Source organism: Rhodococcus sp. NPDC055024 (genome assembly GCF_053608585.1).
In genome coordinates this window covers 127,000-144,831 of the sequence record NZ_JBSGVT010000013.1, presented here as the reverse complement: position 1 = coordinate 144,831, position 17,832 = coordinate 127,000, and the positions used below count along the sequence as shown (strand labels likewise).

The 17,832-nt window shown below is 63.3% G+C and carries 16 protein-coding genes; 14 read left to right on the top strand and 2 right to left on the bottom strand.

Annotated elements, in window-relative coordinates; all coding sequences use genetic code 11:
• Positions 1-178: 178 nt before the first annotated feature.
• The 8 genes from ACWF6P_RS24850 to ACWF6P_RS24815 all read left to right on the top strand — a co-directional run bounded on the left by ACWF6P_RS24850 (position 179) and on the right by ACWF6P_RS24815 (position 9,315).
• A complete protein-coding gene (locus ACWF6P_RS24850) occupies positions 179-2,110 on the top strand; it encodes a magnesium chelatase subunit D family protein (protein WP_452622874.1) in 1,932 nt (643 codons plus the stop codon).
• A 21-nt stretch (positions 2,111-2,131) separates the two neighbouring features.
• Positions 2,132-2,746: a cob(I)yrinic acid a,c-diamide adenosyltransferase gene (gene cobO, locus ACWF6P_RS24845; protein ID WP_019748043.1), complete on the top strand. Its 615-nt coding sequence runs from the start codon at positions 2,132-2,134 to the stop codon at positions 2,744-2,746.
• Positions 2,740-4,116 carry a cobyrinate a,c-diamide synthase gene (locus ACWF6P_RS24840; protein ID WP_452622873.1) on the top strand — a complete coding sequence of 459 codons (1,377 nt, stop codon included), beginning with the start codon at positions 2,740-2,742 and terminating at the stop codon, positions 4,114-4,116. Before cobO ends, ACWF6P_RS24840 begins: the two co-directional genes overlap by 7 nt.
• Complete coding sequence (locus ACWF6P_RS24835; RefSeq protein WP_452622872.1) at positions 4,100-4,513, top strand: cobalamin biosynthesis protein; 414 nt, start codon at positions 4,100-4,102, stop codon at positions 4,511-4,513. The genes ACWF6P_RS24840 and ACWF6P_RS24835 overlap by 17 nt, the downstream gene beginning before the upstream one ends.
• Positions 4,510-5,736, top strand: coding sequence for a uroporphyrinogen-III C-methyltransferase (gene cobA / locus ACWF6P_RS24830; protein ID WP_452622871.1), 1,227 nt, complete (start codon positions 4,510-4,512; stop codon positions 5,734-5,736). Before ACWF6P_RS24835 ends, cobA begins: the two co-directional genes overlap by 4 nt.
• Before the next feature lie 59 nt (positions 5,737-5,795).
• Entirely contained in the window at positions 5,796-7,262 is a 1,467-nt protein-coding gene (locus tag ACWF6P_RS24825) for an MFS transporter (RefSeq protein WP_452622870.1), read from the top strand.
• Between the two features lie 80 nt (positions 7,263-7,342).
• Positions 7,343-7,771, top strand: coding sequence for a CBS domain-containing protein (locus ACWF6P_RS24820; protein WP_452622869.1), 429 nt, complete (start codon positions 7,343-7,345; stop codon positions 7,769-7,771).
• Between the two features lie 35 nt (positions 7,772-7,806).
• Complete coding sequence (locus ACWF6P_RS24815; RefSeq protein ID WP_452622868.1) at positions 7,807-9,315, top strand: protein adenylyltransferase SelO; 1,509 nt, start codon at positions 7,807-7,809, stop codon at positions 9,313-9,315.
• Between the two features lie 16 nt (positions 9,316-9,331).
• On the opposite strand, the gene yaaA is transcribed toward ACWF6P_RS24815, so the two are convergent.
• Positions 9,332-10,075: a peroxide stress protein YaaA gene (gene yaaA / locus ACWF6P_RS24810; protein WP_452622867.1), complete on the bottom strand. Its 744-nt coding sequence runs from the start codon at positions 10,073-10,075 to the stop codon at positions 9,332-9,334.
• 55 nt (positions 10,076-10,130) lie between these two features.
• Here yaaA and ACWF6P_RS24805 point away from each other — a divergent pair, with 55 nt between their 5' ends.
• The 5 genes from ACWF6P_RS24805 (at position 10,131) to ACWF6P_RS24785 (ending at position 15,874) form a co-directional block, all read left to right on the top strand.
• On the top strand, positions 10,131-11,876 hold the full coding sequence (locus ACWF6P_RS24805) for a proline--tRNA ligase (protein WP_378449472.1): 1,746 nt from the start codon (positions 10,131-10,133) through the stop codon (positions 11,874-11,876).
• A 79-nt stretch (positions 11,877-11,955) separates the two neighbouring features.
• On the top strand, positions 11,956-12,627 hold the full coding sequence (locus tag ACWF6P_RS24800; protein ID WP_452622866.1) for an O-methyltransferase: 672 nt from the start codon (positions 11,956-11,958) through the stop codon (positions 12,625-12,627).
• A 22-nt stretch (positions 12,628-12,649) separates the two neighbouring features.
• Positions 12,650-13,309, top strand: coding sequence for a rhomboid-like protein (locus ACWF6P_RS24795; protein ID WP_003942804.1), 660 nt, complete (start codon positions 12,650-12,652; stop codon positions 13,307-13,309).
• A gap of 58 nt (positions 13,310-13,367) precedes the next feature.
• Positions 13,368-15,098, top strand: a complete 1,731-nt coding sequence (locus ACWF6P_RS24790; RefSeq protein ID WP_452622865.1) for an acyl-CoA dehydrogenase family protein — start codon at positions 13,368-13,370, stop codon at positions 15,096-15,098.
• A complete protein-coding gene (locus ACWF6P_RS24785) occupies positions 15,095-15,874 on the top strand; it encodes a nuclear transport factor 2 family protein (RefSeq protein WP_452622864.1) in 780 nt (259 codons plus the stop codon). Before ACWF6P_RS24790 ends, ACWF6P_RS24785 begins: the two co-directional genes overlap by 4 nt.
• A 77-nt stretch (positions 15,875-15,951) precedes the next feature.
• Here ACWF6P_RS24785 and ACWF6P_RS24780 read toward each other — a convergent pair whose 3' ends face one another.
• Complete coding sequence (locus tag ACWF6P_RS24780; RefSeq protein ID WP_317555043.1) at positions 15,952-16,377, bottom strand: pyridoxamine 5'-phosphate oxidase family protein; 426 nt, start codon at positions 16,375-16,377, stop codon at positions 15,952-15,954.
• Between the two features lie 156 nt (positions 16,378-16,533).
• Between ACWF6P_RS24780 and ACWF6P_RS24775 the strand changes: the two genes are divergently transcribed.
• On the top strand, positions 16,534-17,829 hold the full coding sequence (locus ACWF6P_RS24775) for an MFS transporter (protein WP_452622863.1): 1,296 nt from the start codon (positions 16,534-16,536) through the stop codon (positions 17,827-17,829).
• Positions 17,830-17,832 lie beyond the last annotated feature (3 nt).

Here is a 17,832-nt window from a genome sequence, read left to right as displayed (position 1 = left end):
CTAGGGTTTTTTCGATACCGAATGCTCGCGGGGAAGTCCTGTTCGATTCAGGCGCGGTCCCGCCACTGTGAAAGATCTCTCCTCTACTGATCGTCCGGGAGATCTCAGCCAGGTTGCCGCGACATTCGAGTGCAGCCAAATTCTCGGCGAGGAAACCGAGAGGTGGAGGGATATCGACGTGCGAAGTGAAGAAGATCGACCAGTGGCGGGCTTCCCGTTCAGTGCTGTGGTCGGCCAGGATCAATTGCGATTGGCGCTGATCCTGTGTGCCGTGCATCCGGGGATCGGTGGAGTCCTGGTTCGCGGTGAGAAGGGAACTGCCAAGTCGACGGTCGTGCGCGCGCTGACTGCGCTGCTGCCGGCGGTCGCCGACGCCGGAACGACGCGACCGGCCCGCTTGGTGGAACTGCCCGTCGGCGCCACCGAAGACCGGGTGATCGGGTCCATTGATCTCGAGAAGGTTCTCCGTGACGGGGAACGCGCTTTCCAACCTGGACTTCTCGCTGCCGCCCACCAGGGTGTTCTGTACGTCGACGAGGTGAATCTGCTTCACGACCACCTGGTCGACGTGCTTCTCGACGCCGCGGCGATGGGCAGGGTTCACATCGAGCGTGACGGCATCTCTCATTCGCATCCGGCCAAGTTCGTACTCGTCGGCACGATGAATCCCGAAGAGGGAGAACTGCGTCCGCAGTTGTTGGACCGTTTCGGTCTGGCGGTCGATGTCGCAGCTTCCCGCGACGTCGACGTTCGCATGGAAGTGGTGCGTCGCCGCCTCGACTACGAGCGTGACCCCGAGGCATTTGTCGCTCGGTACGAATCAGCCGATCAAGAGTTGGCAGCCGAAATCCTTACGGCGCGTGAGAAACTGGACTCCGTTGAGTTGAGCAATCGGGAGCTGCGACGTATCGCCTCACTGTGTGCGTCGTTCGACGTCGACGGAATGCGCGCCGACTTGGTGCTCGCGCGCACCGCGACCGCCCATGCCGCGTGGCGAGGCGACAGCGAGGTCACTGCGGAGGACGTGCGAGTAGCAGCGGAACTGACGCTGCCGCATCGCCGCCGCCGTGACCCGTTCGACGAGCCCGGCTTGGATCAGCAGCAGTTGGACGATGCACTCGAGCAGGCTGATCAGGATGCCCAGTCGCAGGTCGAGGACGACGCGCGCGACGGGGAGCCCGAACCTCCCGAGAATCCCGACGGTCGCGGCCCCGAAGATGGTGGCTCCGGCGATGATGGCCCAGACGATGACGGCCCTGAAGACCCTGACGGACCAGGTGGGGGAGTGCGCGCTACTGAGCGACCCTCGGCTCCGCCCGCCGGCGAGTTCAAGGCCAAGCTCCTCGAGGTTCCTGGCGTCGGCGAAGGTGCTCCGGGACGCCGCTCGCGATCCATGTCGTCCCGCGGACGGGTCGTGCGATCCACCCGGGAGCGGGGTCACGGGTTGCATTTGACGAGCACGGTCTTCGCCGCAGCCGAGTCCCAAGTTGCGCGCGGTCGTACTGCGGGGCGGCTGCGACTGGCACCTGATGATCTTCGCGGCGCGATTCGTGAAGGGCGAGAAGGCAATCTGATCGTCTTTGTTGTCGACGCCTCGGGGTCGATGGCAGCTCGCGATCGGCTCTCCGCGGTCACCGGTGCGGTCGTCTCGCTGCTCCGCGATGCCTACCAGCGCCGCGACAAGGTCGCCGTCATCACTGTTCGCGGCCGCGAAGCGGAGCTCGTCCTGCCGCCGACATCTTCGGTGGACATCGCTGTCCGTCGCTTGCAGTCGATGCGTACCGGCGGCAAATCCCCACTCGCAGAGGGATTCCTGCGTGCTCGCGAAGTGGTTCTGCGTGAACGACTTCGTGACCCGCAGCGTCGCGCCCTCGTCGTCACGCTCACCGACGGCCGGGCTACCGGCGGCAAGGACGCGCTGCATCGCGCCCGCGTCGCCGCGCATCTTCTTGCCGACGCGTCCGTCGCGTCCATCGTCGTCGACTGCGAGACCGGCCTCGTTCGTCTGGGCTTGGCGGCCGAGTTGGCCCGAGAACTACGTGGCGGATACGTCCGCCTTGCAGAATTGTCAGCGCAGCAGGTCGCGGGTGTCGTCCGCGCCGCAGCCTAGATCCCAGCTCAGGAGTTCACGATGCCCAAGGGTGTTCCCGAGACAGTTCCCGACGACGGGCTGACCACGCGTCAGCGTCGTAACGCACCGGTGCTCGCCGTGCACACCGGCCCTGGAAAGGGTAAGTCCACTGCCGCTTTCGGCATGGCGCTGCGCGCCTGGAACCAGGGCTTCGACATCGGCGTCTTCCAATTCGTGAAGAGTGCCAAGTGGAAGGTCGGTGAGGAAGCCGCATTCCGCGCCCTCGGAAACTTGCACGACGAAACCGGCGTCGGTGGGCCGGTGCAGTGGCACAAGATGGGCGAAGGCTGGTCGTGGACACGCAAGGCCGGTAGCGAAGAAGACCATGCCGCTGCCGCCGCTGAGGGTTGGCAGGAGATCGCGAGAAGGCTTGCAGGCGAGGAACATCGATTCTATGTCCTCGACGAGTTCACCTATCCGCTCAAGTGGGGCTGGGTCGACGTCGACGAGGTCGTGCAGACACTGCGCGATCGTCCGGGCAACCAGCACGTTGTCATCACGGGACGCGACGCCCCGCAGGCGTTGATCGATGCCGCCGACCTCGTGACCGAGATGACCAAGATCAAGCACCCGATGGATGCCGGCCGAAAGGGCCAACGGGGCATCGAATGGTGAGTGTTTCCACACCGGCCGTGGTGATTGCCGCCCCTGCCTCGGGTAGCGGAAAGACCACGGTGGCAACGGGATTGATCGGTGCGCTCCGGCGGTCCGGCAGCAGCGTCGCGCCTTTCAAAGTGGGGCCGGACTACATCGATCCCGGTTATCACGGGCTCGCCGCGGGTCGACCTGGACGCAACCTCGACACTGTCCTGGTGGGCTCCGATCGCATCGGCCCGCTCTACCGGCACGGAACAGGCGGCTGCGACATCGCAGTGGTCGAAGGTGTCATGGGCTTGTTCGACGGCAAGATCGACGAGGCCAACTCGCAGCCGTCGGCCGAAGGATCGACGGCGCAGGTCGCGTCGATCCTCGGTGCGCCGGTGGTTCTCGTGATCGACGCCCGTGGACACAGTCAGAGTCTGGCCGCCGTACTGCACGGCTTCGCGACGTACGACGCGGGTGTGCGGATCGGCGGCGTCATCCTCAATCGTGTCGGCAGTGCTCGCCATGAACAGGTGTTGCGGCATGCTTGCGACAAGGTTGGCGTCGCGGTGCTCGGAGTTGTACCGCGGTTGACGGAACTCGAAGTTCCCTCCCGTCATCTCGGGTTGATCCCGGCGGCAGAGCACGGCGCGGCCGCCGTGGCCGCGGTGGACGCGATGTCCGACCTGATTGCCTCGCACGTCGATCTCGGCGCTGTTCGCGAGCTGGCCGCATCGAACGTGAGTTCAGTTGCGTGGGATCCGGTTGCCGAAGTCGGCGAACACGGCGACTCTCGGCCTGTGGTCGCCATGGCTGGTGGACCCGCCTTCACCTTCGGCTACGCCGAGCACCGAGAACTGCTGTCCGCTGCCGGCGCCGACGTCCAGGTGTTCGATCCGTTGCACGACGAGCTTCCCGCGGGAACTGCCGCTCTGGTCCTTCCCGGCGGTTTCCCGGAAGAGCACGCTGTCGATCTTGCGGCCAATACCGTTCTGCTGCAGCAGGTTCTTGACCTGGCGGACGGCGGTGCGCCGATCCATGCGGAGTGTGCCGGTCTGCTCTACCTTGCACGCAGCCTGGACGGTCACAGCATGGCCGGTGTTGTCGGGGTGGATGCGAGGTTCGGGAAACGCCTGACCCTCGGGTACCGGGAAGCGGTCGCGATCAGCGGATCGAGCCTCTTCGACCCCGGCGCCCGCGTCACCGGGCACGAGTTCCACCGGACCTCGCTGGTCTCGGCCGACGCCGACGGGTGTGCAAGTGCATGGGGTTGGCGGCCGTGGGACGGCGGCAGCGTCCGCGAGGGATTCATTCGCGGCGGTGTCCACGCGTCGTATCTGCATACTCATCCGGTGGGGCAGCCCGAATCGATCGCGAAGTTCGTCGATGCCGCCCGAGGATGACCTCTGTCTTGGCATTGGATTCACGACGAGTGCCACCGCGAAGGACATCGTCGCTGCGGTGAACGCCGTACTGCGAGGGCGATGGAAGATCGTGGTACTCGCCACTGCGACGGCAAAGGCTGCGTCTCCGGCTCTGCTGGCAGCGGCCGATGAACTGAACGTCCCGATTATCGGTTTTGCACCGGACGTGCTTGCGCGAGTTCAGGTTCCGTCGCCGTCATCTCGCGTCGAGAACGCGATCGGGACGGCGAGCGTCGCGGAAGCGGCTGCGATCCTCGCGTCCGGGGGCGGCCGGCTCGTGCTGGCCAAGACTGCCAGGGATGGAGTGACCGTAGCCGCGGCCCGTAAAGTTCCCTCCAGCTTGAACAATTCTGACGACGAAACGGAGTGCGAGTGAGCGAGTCCACCGCAGACGAGACCAACTACCTGGTCGGCCTCAACCTGACCGATCGACGCGTGGTCGTGTTGGGCGGTGGCACGGTGGCTCAGCGCCGTCTCGGACTGCTTGTCGCATCCGGTGCCCGTGTTCACGTCATCAGCCGCGCGTTCACTCCAGCGGTCGAAGGCATGGCCACGGCCGGGCAGATCACGGTCGAAGAGCGTCCGTACGCAGATGGTGACCTCGAAGGTGCGTGGTACGCCATCGCGTCGACCGACGAACCGGAAACCAATGCGGCGATCGTCGCCGAAGCGGAGCGTCGCCACATCTTCTGCGTGCGGGCCGACAACGCGAAGCACGGCACGGCGGTAACTCCCGCCAGCGCCGAGTACGACGGTATGAGCATCGGAATTCTGGCCGGCGGCGATCACCGTCGTTCGGCAGCAGTCCGCACCGCCGTCGTCGAAGGTCTTCAGTCGGGCGTACTCGCCGATACTGCCGAGCCTGCCGCTGCGGGCGTAGCCCTCGTCGGTGGAGGCCCCGGTGACCCCGATCTGATCACCGTGCGCGGACGCCGGTTGCTCGCTCGCGCCGACGTCGTCGTCGCCGACCGACTGGCTCCACCCGAGCTGCTCGCCGAACTTGGTCCAGACGTCGAGGTCATCGACGCCGCGAAGATTCCGTACGGCCGCGCGATGGCTCAGGAGGCCATCAACGCCGCGCTGATCGACAACGCCAAGGCCGGCAAGTTCGTCGTCCGACTCAAGGGCGGTGACCCCTACGTCTTCGGGCGGGGATACGAAGAACTCGAAGCCTGCGCCGCTGCCGGCGTTCCGGTGACCGTAGTGCCCGGAATCACGAGCGCGATCTCGGTCCCGTCGGCCGCAGGCATCCCGGTCACCCACCGCGGCGTCACCCACGAGTTCGTCGTCGTGAGTGGGCACGTGGCTCCGGATCATCCGGATTCGCTGGTCGACTGGTCGGCGCTGGCCAAGCTGCGCGGCACGATCGTGCTGCTCATGGCGGTCGAGCGCATCGATCAGTTCGCCAAGGCACTCGTCGACGGTGGACGCCCGGCAACCACTCCGGTCATCGTCATCCAAGAGGGCACACTTCGTACTCAGCGTGAGGTGCGTGCCGATCTCGCGACCGTTGCTCAGCGCGTCAAGGACGAGGAGATCAAGCCTCCGGCGATCATCGTGATCGGGCCGGTCGCGGGCTTTTCTGTCGACGCTGGGTAACGTGAAGTCTTGTGTCTGATTCCCTGAGATCCGAAAACGCTGCTGGGTCCGAAAACACCATGACGAAGTACCCCGTGGCAACACGGGCATTCGGACTGGCGATCATCGTCTTGAGCGGTATGCAGTTGATGATGGTGCTCGACGGCACGGTGGCGTCGTTGGCCTTGGCCCGGATCCAGGAGGATCTCGATCTCAGCGACTCCGGTCGGAACTGGGTCATCACTTCATACGCACTGACCTTCGGCGGACTGATGCTGCTGGGCGGCCGACTGGGTGACACCTTCGGGCGCAAGAAGGTGTTCCTCAGCGGAGTCATCTTGTTCACGCTCGCTTCGCTGGCATGTGGTTTGGCTACCAACGAAGCGATGTTGGTGGCGGCCAGATCCGTCCAGGGCGTCGGCGCAGCGATCGCCTCACCCACTGCGTTGGCTCTCGTGGCGACAACTTTCGCACCCGGCCCCGTAAGGAATCAGGCCATCGCGATCTTTGCTGCCATGACCGGAATCGGTTCGGTGACAGGGTTGATCATCGGCGGTGCACTCACCGAGGTTTCATGGCGGTGGATCTTCCTGATCAACGTCCCCATCGGACTGATGATCATCGGGTTTGCATTCAGGGCCTTGGTCGAGACCGGAGCCGAGCGACTCAAGCTGGATGTGCCTGGGGCAATTCTTGCGACTGTGGGCTGCACCGGAATCGTTTTCGGGTTCACCGAAGGCCCCGAGATGGGTTGGACCAGTCCTGCGGTTTTGGGTGCTCTCATCGGGGGAGTCGCACTGTTTGTCGTCTTCCTCCTGGTCGAACGGCGCGCCGAGAATCCACTGTTGCCGTTCAGCCTCTTCAAGAACAAGAACCGCGTCTTCACGTTCATTTCACTCGCCTTGATCGGTGCCGTCATGTTTTCGCTGGCGCCGTTCGTGGCGCTCTTCGTCCAGGACATCCTCGGGTACAGCCCGTTGCACGCGGGTCTGGCTTTTGTGCCTTTCGCGTTCGGGCTGGGTGCGGCAGCATTCGTCGCGTCCAAACTTGCCGTTCGCGTACAGGCACGATGGCTGATCGTGACGGGTTCGCTGCTGACGTTCGTGGGACTTCTGTACGGGTCGACGTTGGACGAGACGACCACATACATGGGCAATCTCTTTGTTCTCGTCGTGGGAATCGGCTTCGGTGTGGGTTTGGCCGTCGTTCCCCTGCCGCTGTGCGCTATCGCGGGTGTTGGCCCACAGGACATCGGTCCGTTGACCGCAATCGCACAGGTTGCGCAGGTTCTGTTCGGTCCCGTCGGACTTGCGATCGTGGGTGCGATGGCGACGTCACGAACCCTCTCGCTCGGAGGTGTGAGCGGAGTCGCTGCAGACATGACTCCCTCGCAGTTGTCGGCGCTGAGCGAAGGCTATGTCTTCGCCCTCTTCGGTTGCGCGATCTTCGCAGCCTTGGCAGCGATCTCCGCACTGTTCATCAAGTTCACTCCCGCTCAGGTTGCCCAGGCGCAGGCGGCGGAGAAGGCAGCCCAGGGAATCGCCTGATCAGTCCTGTTTATCCGCTTCGCTAGCCGATACGATCGTTGCAGGACGTGCCGAGAGTCTCGACGAATCGGGGTGCCGTGATGCGGATCGCGGACATATTGCGAAACAAGGGCAACAGCATTGTCACCATTGACGCCCACACGACGGTGAACGGGTTGCTGTGCGATCTCGCCCGTCACAACATCGGCGCCATGGTGGTGATCGACGAGGACGCGGTCGTCGGCATCATTTCCGAACGAGACGTCGTTCGACGCCTGCACGAGCGTGGCCCGGATCTTCTCGACACACCGGTCTCCGAGGTCATGACTGCCCTGATGTACACATGCGTTCCGGCAGACGCCGTGGACAGCATTGCCGCGATCATGACCGAGCGTCGAATCCGCCACCTACCGGTGATCGAGGACGGCAGCCTACTCGGCATCGTGAGTATCGGGGACGTGGTGAAGAGTCGCATCGACGAGCTCAAGAGTGAACGCGATCAACTGGAGTCGTACATCGATCAGGGCTGATCGATAGGTCGTCTCACGGTGACTACTCTCGTGTGATGGCCGCAATCGAGGAAACCACAGCAGACACGGTCACCATCGTGGCCGGCCTGGAGAGCACCTTTGCTGACGAACTGGGCGATCTGACCGTGCCGTGGCATGGTGCTGCCGCGCCTGACCCGCAGTTGCTCGTTGTGAACGAGCGGCTGGCTGCGTCGTTGAGATTGGACGCAGCAGTGTTACGAAGTGTTGAGGGGGTTGCCGTCCTGTCCGGGTCGACGGTGCCGGTCGGGGCCACACCGGTGGCGATGGCGTATGCGGGTCATCAGTTCGGTGGATACGCACCAATTCTCGGGGACGGTCGGGCGTTGTTACTCGGTGAACTCGTGAGCAGTGACGGTCTGCGAGTGGACCTGCATCTGAAGGGCTCCGGGCCCACGCCGTTCTCTCGGGGCGGCGACGGGTATGCGGTCGTCGGGCCGATGCTGCGCGAATATCTGGTCAGTGAGGCGATGTATGCCCTCGGTATCCCCACTACGCGCGCGCTGTCGGTGGTGGCGACGGGCCGAGACGTTCGCCGTAGCGGCGCCGAACCCGGTGCCGTGCTTGCACGGGTTGCGTCGAGCCATCTTCGAGTTGGGACCTTCGAGTTCGCGGCCCGGCAGGGCGAGGTCTTGCAGCCGCTCGCCGACTACGCGATCGCCCGTCACTACCCGGAGCTGACCGAACTGCCGACCTCGGGTGCGCACAATCGCTACCTGAGGTTCTTCGAGGACGTGGTCGAGGCGCAGGCGTCACTGGTGGCGAGGTGGATGCTCGTCGGTTTCGTACACGGCGTGATGAACACCGACAACACGACAATTTCGGGGGAGACCATCGACTATGGTCCGTGCGCCTTCCTCGACGCTTTCGATCCGGCGGCAGTGTTCAGCTCGATCGACCGCGGCGGCCGCTACGCATTCGGCAATCAGCCCGCTGTACTGAAGTGGAATCTGGCGCGCTTCGCGGAAACCCTGTTGACGCTGATCGACTCGACACCGGACGAAGCGATTTCCGCGGTATCAGCAGTTCTCGAGACCTTCGACGAGCGTTACGAGAACCACTACGCGGCCGGTATGGCGGCAAAGCTCGGTTTGGCCCTGCCGATTGTCGATCGGACGCTTGTCGACGATCTGCTGACGTTGTTGGCGGAACACGGTGCTGATTGGACGGGCAGTTTCCGCGCTCTCGCGGACGAATTGCGCGGAAATTCGGCGCCCCTCGACCAACTCGTGCCACGGGAGCACATCGCGCCGTGGTTGCAGCGGTGGCGCGGCGCCCTGGCGGAACAGGGACATGGGGCTGTGGAGACCGCTGGCGCGATGGATCGCGTCAACCCGCTGTACATACCGCGCAATCATCAGCTCGATGCTGCCCTGCGCGGCGCGAACGACGGCGACCTCGTTCCCTTCGAGATGCTGCTGGAAGTGGTCACGCACCCGTTCGACCGGCGCGACGAGTGGGCTGCCTACACCGCGGCGGCCCCGCAGTCTTTCAGTGAGACGTTCCAAACCTTCTGCGGCACTTGACAGACAGACGAATCCATCAATCCGTCAGGATGATCAATTCACGCTCCGACGCGATCTCCACCCGCAGTCCCGCTTTCGACGCCACCCGCGCAACACCTTTGATGTCCGTGGGTTCGGCGCGCGAGATCACGAGTGCCCGCGCGAGCAGACCCTTGTGGTGCTTGTTGAAGTGACTGACGACAGTGCGGGTGCCGTCCGGCTTCTCGGTGAGGACCGTTGCGATCAGTGCGTCCGGAACCGGTCCGAGGTCTTGGTAGGTGCCGGACCGTAGATCGATCACAAGTCCGTCGGCTTCGGCGGCCAACGCCTTCGGCAGTTCCGGCTTCCACAGTGAGCGGAGCGTGCCCAATCCGGGCAGTTTGGAGCCGCCGGAGAGGCGGTAGGCGGGGATCAGATCACCGGCGCGGACCGCACCGAACAGGGCGGAACCGATAGCGATCCGATCGAGGGCCTTGGCCTTCTGGGCGCGGGTGAACGACTTGGCGTCGAGGGCGTCGAAGAGCACCCCGGTGTAGCGCTGCAGCGCGGGCCGCGTCGCGGACACCCACAGCTTGGCGTTGCGCTCCACTTCGTCCGCTTGCGTCGGACCAAGGCCGAGCGCTTCGCACGACGCCTCGACGTCGGCGGCCAGATCGACCAGCGTCTGAACCAGCAATTCGCGCGTTTCGGTCAACGGTGGCATCGACAGTTCGCCCAGATCGAGGGGCGCATCCTTGCCGCCGTCGGACTTGGTTTCTGAGGGAGGCAGCAGTACAAGCACGCTGTAACCGTACCGAGGCCCGCTCGGCCGACTGCGGCGACTATCCTTACACCTCGTGATTACCCGTCTGTCCCACCTGTTCCTGCGTACCCTGCGTGACGATCCCTCGGACGCCGAAGTTGCCAGCCACAAACTGCTGGTTCGTGCCGGCTACGTCCGTCGTATCGCTCCAGGCGTCTACTCGTGGTTGCCGCTGGGATTGCGGGTGCTGCGCGAGGTAGAGCGCGTTGTCCGTGAAGAAATGAATGCCATTGGCGGACAGGAAATCCTGCTGCCTGCGCTGCTCCCGCGCGATCCTTACGAAGCGTCGAACCGCTGGACCGAGTACGGCCCCAACCTGTTCCGCCTCAAGGACCGCAAGGGCAACGACTACATGCTCGGCCCGACCCACGAAGAGCTCTTTGCTCTGACGGTCAAGGGTGAGTACAACTCCTACAAGGACTTCCCGGTCACCCTGTACCAGGTGCAGACCAAGTACCGGGACGAAGAGCGTCCGCGTGCGGGCATTCTGCGCGGTCGCGAGTTCCTCATGAAGGATTCCTACTCCTTCGACTTGACTGACGAAGGTCTGACGGAGTCGTACCAGGCGCACCGCGGTGCCTACGAGAAGATCTTCACGCGCTTGGGCGTCAAGTACGTCATCGTCTCGGCCACCTCCGGTGCGATGGGCGGCAGCGCGTCCGAGGAGTTCCTCGCCGAGAGCGAGATCGGCGAAGACACCTACGTGCGCTGCCTCGAATCCGGCTACGCCGCCAACGTCGAGGCCGTCAAGACGGTTGTTCCCGACGCGATTCCGTTCGACGGACTGCCCGAGGCGAAGGTGTACGACACCGCGAACACGCCCACCATCGACACCTTGGTGGACTGGGCGAACGGCGCTGACCTCGGCCGTACGGTCACCGCGGCCGACACCCTCAAGAACATCATGGTCAAGACCCGCCTGCCCGGCGGCGAGTGGGAACTGCTCGGTATCGGCATCCCCGGCGACCGTGAGGTCGACGAAAAGCGACTGGAGGCTTCGCTGGAGCCGGCCGAGTTCGTGATGATCACCGAGACCGACTTCAAGAACAACCCGTTCCTGGCCAAGGGCTACATCGGCCCGAAGGCGCTGCAGGCCAACGGTGTTCGTTACCTCGTCGATCCGCGCGTCGTCGACGGCACCAGCTGGATCACCGGAGCCGACGAAGACGGCAAGCACGTGGTCGGCCTCGTCGCAGGGCGTGACTTCACGCCGGACGGAACCATCGAAGCTGCCGAAGTTCGCGACGGCGACGCCTCTCCCGACGGAGCCGGTGCGCTGGTCTCGGCTCGTGGCATCGAAATCGGGCACGTCTTCCAGCTCGGCCGCAAGTACACCGACGTGTTCACCGTCGACGTCCTCGCCGAGAACGGCAAGCCCGTCCGCCCGACCATGGGTTCGTACGGGGTCGGCGTCTCGCGCCTGGTTGCCGTCATTGCCGAACAGCACCACGACGAGAAGGGCCTGCGCTGGCCGGCTGAGGTCTCACCGGCCGACGTCTACCTCGTCATCGCGAACAAGGACGAGACCGCTCGGGAAGGTGCCGAAGGCCTCGCCGCGCAGCTCGACCGCGCCGGACTCGAAGTGATCCTCGACGACCGCAAGGCATCGCCGGGCGTGAAGTTCAAGGACTCCGAGCTGATCGGTGTTCCGCTGATCGTCGTCGTCGGCCGTGGTTGGGCTGACGGCAAGGTCGAAATTCGCGATCGCTTCACTGGTGAAAGCCGTGAGATCGACGCCGACTCGGCGATCGAGGAGATCATCAGCGCAGTTCGCGGCTGATTCGAATAGGCGTCTGGGCCGCCGCAGCCACCTTCCGAGGTGTCTGCGGCGGCCCTTCTTTTCTGCCACAATCGTGGCTATGGAACGCGAACCGGATTGGGCAGAAGTCGACGGCTATCTCGTTTCCACGTTGGTAGGTGAAGATCCGGTTCTCGCCGCGGCACTCGCCGCCAATTCCGAGGCAGGTCTCCCGCCCATCGACGTGGCGCCGAACCAGGGCAAGCTCCTCAACCTTCTGGCGCGAATGTGCTTGGCGCGCAATGTTCTCGAGATCGGAACGCTCGGCGGATACAGCACGATCTGGCTCGCTCGCGCGGTCGGTCCCTCGGGCCAGGTCATCACGCTGGAATTCGATCCCACCCACGCGGATGTCGCGCGGTCCAATATCGAGCGGGCCGGCGTGGCGGACCGGGTCGACATTCGCGTCGGCGCGGCTCTCGACAGTCTTCCGTCGATTGCGAAGGAGGAGTTGGGACCTTTCGACTTGGTCTTCATCGACGCCGACAAGGAGAACAACACCGAGTACGTTCGGTGGGCTTTGGCCCTCTCGCATCCCGGAACCGTCATCATCGTGGACAACGTGGTGCGTGGGGGACATGTGTCCAACCCGGATATCGACGACGAGCGCGTCAAAGCGAGTCGAGCAGTGTTGGAGATGATCGCGGCCGAACCGAAGCTCGACGGCACTGCCATTCAAACCGTGGGTTCGAAGGGGTGGGACGGGTTTGCCGTTGCAGTAGTGAACGAGTGAGCGCAGACTCGAAGCGGTGAGGATGCTGGGGGCAGCAAAAGCGGCGTGGCGGTGGGTGCGCAGTGCACCCGGTACGTATGTCTGGCTGTTGGCCTTGCTGTTCACCACACTGTTCCTGCGGCATCTGCCTGACAACGTCGAGGAACGATTTCTCGGCAAGCGCTCGACCAATCTGCATCACCTGGCCGAAGACCCGCTACGAGTCCTGTTCTCGAGTGCGTTCTGGCTCGAAGGTGGCGGCTGGTTGGGATACCTGGTGCTGTTCACGATCTTTCATGCCACAGCTGAGCGTTGGCTCGGGACGTGGCGGTGGTTGTGTGTTGTCGTCATCGCCCACGTCGGAGCCACGTACATCAGCGAAGGTGTTCTGTACGAAGGTATTCGGCACGGATACGTGGCGGAGTCCGCGGTCAACACTCTCGACGTGGGTGTGAGCTACGGTCTGGCCGGTGTCATGGGGATTCTGGTGTACCGCATCGTCGATCCGTGGCGGTACGTCTATCTCGCAGGTCTGCTGCTCTTCTACGGGGTACCTCTGATTTTTGCCACCAATTTCACCGCCATCGGCCACATGTCCGCGTTGTTGCTCGGGTTGGCGTGTTACCCGATCACGCGTGCTCGGGCCGGTACGTGGAACCCGATGGACCTGTGGCATTCGCGAAGAATCGCAGGTCTTCCATGAATCGCACCGCGGAATGTTACCCGCTGGTAGTTTAGCGTCATCGACGAAAGGTAATGACGTGTCTGGCACCGATGGACTGCTCTTCAACCCCCATACTTACGACCCCGCTCAGTTCGATCCTGAGACCCGCCGCCTTCTCCGAGCCACCATCGAGTGGTTCGAGAGCCGCGGCAAGCAGCAACTGCTTCAGGACGACCTCGACGCCGTGTGGGTCTCCGACTTTCTCGAGTTCGTCGGCAAGGAGAAGTTGTTCGCGACGTTCCAGACTCCGGCGGCATTTGCCGACGGTGACGAGAACCGTCGTTGGGACGGAGCCCGCAACGCAGCCCTCAGTGAAATCTTCGGTTTCTACGGGCTCGCGTACTGGTACGCGTGGCAGGTCACGATCCTCGGACTCGGACCGATCTGGATGAGTGACAACGACGCTGCGAAGAAGCGTGCAGCACAAGAGCTTGCCGACGGTGGTGTCATGGCGTTCGGGCTGTCCGAGCGCGATCACGGGGCCGACGTCTACTCCACCGACATGCTTCTCACGCCCGCCGACGGTGACGTCGTCTTCCGTGCGAGCGGCGAAAAGTACTACATCGGAAACGGCAACGTCGCCGGAATGGTGTCCGTGTTCGGGCGTCGTACGGATGTCGAGGGTCCCGAAGGCTACGTGTTCTTTGTCGCCGACAGCGCACATCCGAACTATCAGCTTGTGGATAACGTTCTGCGCGGGCAAATGTATGTCAGCAACTTCCGCCTCGAGGACTACCCGGTGCGTGAGGAAGACATTCTGCACACCGGCGTCGCCGCATTCGAGGCCGCACTCAACACGGTCAACGTCGGAAAGTTCAACCTCTGCACCGGCTCCATCGGGATTACCGAGCATGCGTTCTTCGAGGCAATCACTCACGCGCAGAATCGAATTCTCTACGGCAACCCGGTCACGGACTTCGCCCACGTTCGCGCCGCCTTCGTCGACGCGTATTCACGCTTGGTCGCGATGAAGCAGTTCAGTGCGCGGGCGGTCGACTACTTCCGCAGTGCCAGCCTCGAGGACCGTCGCTACCTGCTGTTCAACCCCATGACCAAGGCCAAGGTCACCTCCGAAGGTGAGAAGGTGGTCGGGTTGCTGCACGACGTGATCGCGGCCAAGGGTTACGAGAAGTCCACGTACTTCCGCGAGGCCGCGCAGATGATCGGCACACTGCCCAAGCTCGAGGGCACCGTCCACGTCAACGTCGGCCTGATCCTCAAGTTCTTGCCGAACTATTTGTTCAACTCGGCGGAGTTCCCGGAGGTCGTCACTCGCGACGACGCCGCCGACGACGAGTTCTTCTGGAACCAGGGGCCTACCCGCGGCGCTGCGAAGATTCAGTTCCACGAGTGGAAGCCCGTCTACGAGAAGCACTCGTCGATTCCGAACGTCGCTCGTTTCTACGAGCAGGCGATCGCGCTCACCGAATTGCTCACTGCTGCAGCGCCGGACGCGCAGCAGCAGAAGGATCTCGATTTCATGCTCAACGTCGGGCACCTGTTCTCCCTCGTCGTGTACGGTCATCTGATTCTCGAGCAGGCCGAGATCACCGGACTCGACGTCGACGTTGTCGATCAGATCTTCGACTTCCAGATCCGCGACTTCTCGGGATACGCGATCGCACTGCACGGAAAGCCCTCGTCGACGCCGGAGCAGCAGCAATGGGCACTGGCCGCGGTGCGTAAGCCCGTGGTCGACGGCGAACGCTTCGACCGGGTGTGGCAGCAGGTCAAGGCGTACGACGGTGCGTACGAGATGCGCGCATGACCGCCCCGGTGACGCGCGAGCAGTTGATGACCGTCGTGGAGGGATCTCCGAAAGCCGTCGGCGCGCATGACCGCTCGACGTGGGTTGCCCTGTTTGCAGGCGACGGGCAGATCAACGACCCTGTTGGTTCGCGTCCGCACAACGGTCAGGCGGCGATCGAAAGCTTCTACGACACGTTCATCGCCCCCAATTCGATCACTTTCCATGTCGAGCGCGACATCGTGTGCGGCCGGACGGTGTGGCGCGATCTGAGCCTGGCTACCGAAATGTCGACCGGAGTCGTTCTCGACGTTCCGATGCACTTGCGTTACGACTTGGTGGGGGAGCCCGATTCCTTGCGGATCGGAACCCTTTATGCGCATTGGGAATTGGCGACGATGTTGAGCCAGCTCGCTACTGCTGGTGTGGCAGGGGTGAAGGCGGCCGCGAAGTTGACCCCGCAGCTGCTCGCGAACCAGGGGATCGGCGGGGCGCTCGGGTTCTCACGCGGCATCTTCGGAGTTGGAGACAAAGGCACGAAGGCAGCGTCGCGGTTCCTCGATGCGGCCGCCGTCGGCCGGACCCCGCCGGTACCCGTCGAGCTTCCGGCGGGCACACAGTTGTCCAACGCTGATGTCAACGCTCTGCTGACGGGCGTGACGAAGAGCAAGATGTTGGTTGCCGGTCGTACTGTGACGGCGAGCGTCATCGTGTGCGGGGAACCGGCCATCGCACTGTTCGGCTTCGAGGCGAGCGGTCATCGCATTAACCGGGTGCGTTTCTTCACGGAGAGCTGACTCCGAGAGCCCTCCACATGCAGGTCAGGCTCGGCGCGCCACTCCGGCGCGCCGAGCCTTTCGGGTTCCGGTTGTTGTCAGAGGGCCCCGAGATCCGCGGACAGCCAGTGCTGCGGGTCCATGAAGATCGCCACCTGCTCGCCCAACTGAGATCGTGCGAATTCGAGGTATCCGTCGACCTTGTCCGGAGTCAGGTAGCGCCGCGAGACTTCGACCAGCATCTCGTCGGTGCCCGGAACGATCTTGTCGACTGATCCGCTGACACTGACGTAACGGATTGTCGGATCAAGCCTTTCGGCCATCAACGAGAAATGACCGGCCGACGCGATGAGCTGCGCTTTTCGCGAATCCTTTCCCGTGAGGATCCACGGTTTGCCGCCGGGTGAGTACAGGTACCAGATCGGGACGGTCAACGGACCGCGCTCGGGACCGTCGGATACCGACAGTGCCCCGATGTGTGGCTCGGACAGAAACTGTTCACGCTCATTTTCGGAGAGTGCCATTCCTCGAGATTACCGCGACGTTTGACATGGCGTTGTGACTCCGTACACAATCGATGTGCTCATTATGAACAGGCGTTCGCAATGCGAACAGATCATTCCAGGCAAGCAGATCTGAAGCATCGTGAATGCCCACAAGCAGTGAATGTCGAGGATCCGATGACCGCACCGCGTACGCAGTCGAGTTCAACCACCGGTTCGCGTCGGGTGAGTGCCGCAATGTGGGTAGCACCGTTGTGTTGGATCGCTGTGCTTCTGGACGGATTCGACCTGGTCGTACTCGGCGCGGTGATTCCCTCGCTTCTCGACTACGACGCCTGGGGATTGAGCACAGGCACGATCACGATGATCTCGACCTTCGGGCTCATCGGCATGACTATCGGCGCCCTCGTCATCGGCACCCTCACCGACGTCATCGGTCGACGCCGCGCGCTGCTGTACGCCGTTGCCGCATTCTCGATTCTCACTCTGTTATGCGCAATTGCGCCTAACCCCTTCATCTTCGGTCTGCTGCGCTTCCTGGCCGGTGTGGGACTGGGTGGCGCCCTGCCGACGGCATTGGCTCTGGTCAACGAATTCTCGAAGAAGCAAGGCGGCGGATCTGCGTCCACCTTGCTGATGACCGGCTATCACGTCGGCGCCGTTGCCACCGCCGCGCTGGCGCTCGTTGTGATCGAACCTTTCGGTTGGCGAGCGATGTTCGTTGTCGGCGCACTTCCTGCCGTCGTCCTGATTCCGCTCATGTTGCGGTATCTGCCGGAATCTCCGTCGTACCTTCTCGCTCACGGAAAGCGTGCCGAAGCCGAGGAAATCGCTGCCCGTTACGGAGTCGAACTCGAGGCCGCGCCTACGTCTGAAGCAGGGCGTGCAGAAGCCGCCAATCCCGTTCGCGCACTGTTCTCTTCGAAATTCCTACGCAACAGCATCGCTATCTGGATCACCAGTTTCATGGGCCTGCTGCTCGTCTACGGATTGAACACGTGGCTTCCGACAATCATGCGTGAGGCCGGATACAACCTCGGGGCGTCGTTGACGTTCCTTCTGATCCTCAATGCCGGAGCTGTCGTCGGACTCTTGATCGCCGGGGGTGTCGCGAACAAGATAGGCCCGCGCACCGCAGCCATCGTGTGGTTCGCCGGAGCGGCGCTGTTCCTGGCGCTTCTGAGTGTGAAGGTGTCGTTCGGCATCTACGTGATGGTCTTCCTCGCCGGATGCTTCGTCTTCAGTGCACAGGTGTTGGTCTACGCCTTCACCAGCGCCAATCATCCTCCTCAAATTCGCGCGACAGCGCTCGGATGGTCGGCCGGTGTCGGTCGGGTCGGTGCGATCTGTGGCCCGATTCTGGGCGGAGTTCTCCTGGGTGCGGGTTACGCCGTGCCGTGGGGCTTCTATGCATTCGCGCTTGTCGGTCTGCTCGGTGCAATTTCGATCTCCTGCACACGGGTACGCATCTGAAAT

Bases quoted from the DNA above. Each gene is read 5' to 3' on its own strand.
- ACWF6P_RS24795 (WP_003942804.1), top strand. From the start codon at position 12,650: ATGCTGGGGGCAGCAAAAGCGGCGTGGCGGTGGGTGCGCAGTGCACCC.
- ACWF6P_RS24815 (WP_452622868.1), top strand. From the start codon at position 7,807: ATGGCCGCAATCGAGGAAACCACAGCAGACACGGTCACCATCGTGGCC.
- ACWF6P_RS24800 (WP_452622866.1), top strand. From the start codon at position 11,956: ATGGAACGCGAACCGGATTGGGCAGAAGTCGACGGCTATCTCGTTTCC.
- cobO (WP_019748043.1), top strand. From the start codon at position 2,132: ATGCCCAAGGGTGTTCCCGAGACAGTTCCCGACGACGGGCTGACCACG.
- ACWF6P_RS24780 (WP_317555043.1), bottom strand. From the start codon at position 16,377: ATGGCACTCTCCGAAAATGAGCGTGAACAGTTTCTGTCCGAGCCACAC.
- ACWF6P_RS24835 (WP_452622872.1), top strand. From the start codon at position 4,100: ATGCCGCCCGAGGATGACCTCTGTCTTGGCATTGGATTCACGACGAGT.
- ACWF6P_RS24825 (WP_452622870.1), top strand. From the start codon at position 5,796: ATGACGAAGTACCCCGTGGCAACACGGGCATTCGGACTGGCGATCATC.
- ACWF6P_RS24775 (WP_452622863.1), top strand. From the start codon at position 16,534: ATGACCGCACCGCGTACGCAGTCGAGTTCAACCACCGGTTCGCGTCGG.
- ACWF6P_RS24820 (WP_452622869.1), top strand. From the start codon at position 7,343: ATGCGGATCGCGGACATATTGCGAAACAAGGGCAACAGCATTGTCACC.
- ACWF6P_RS24785 (WP_452622864.1), top strand. From the start codon at position 15,095: ATGACCGCCCCGGTGACGCGCGAGCAGTTGATGACCGTCGTGGAGGGA.
- ACWF6P_RS24840 (WP_452622873.1), top strand. From the start codon at position 2,740: ATGGTGAGTGTTTCCACACCGGCCGTGGTGATTGCCGCCCCTGCCTCG.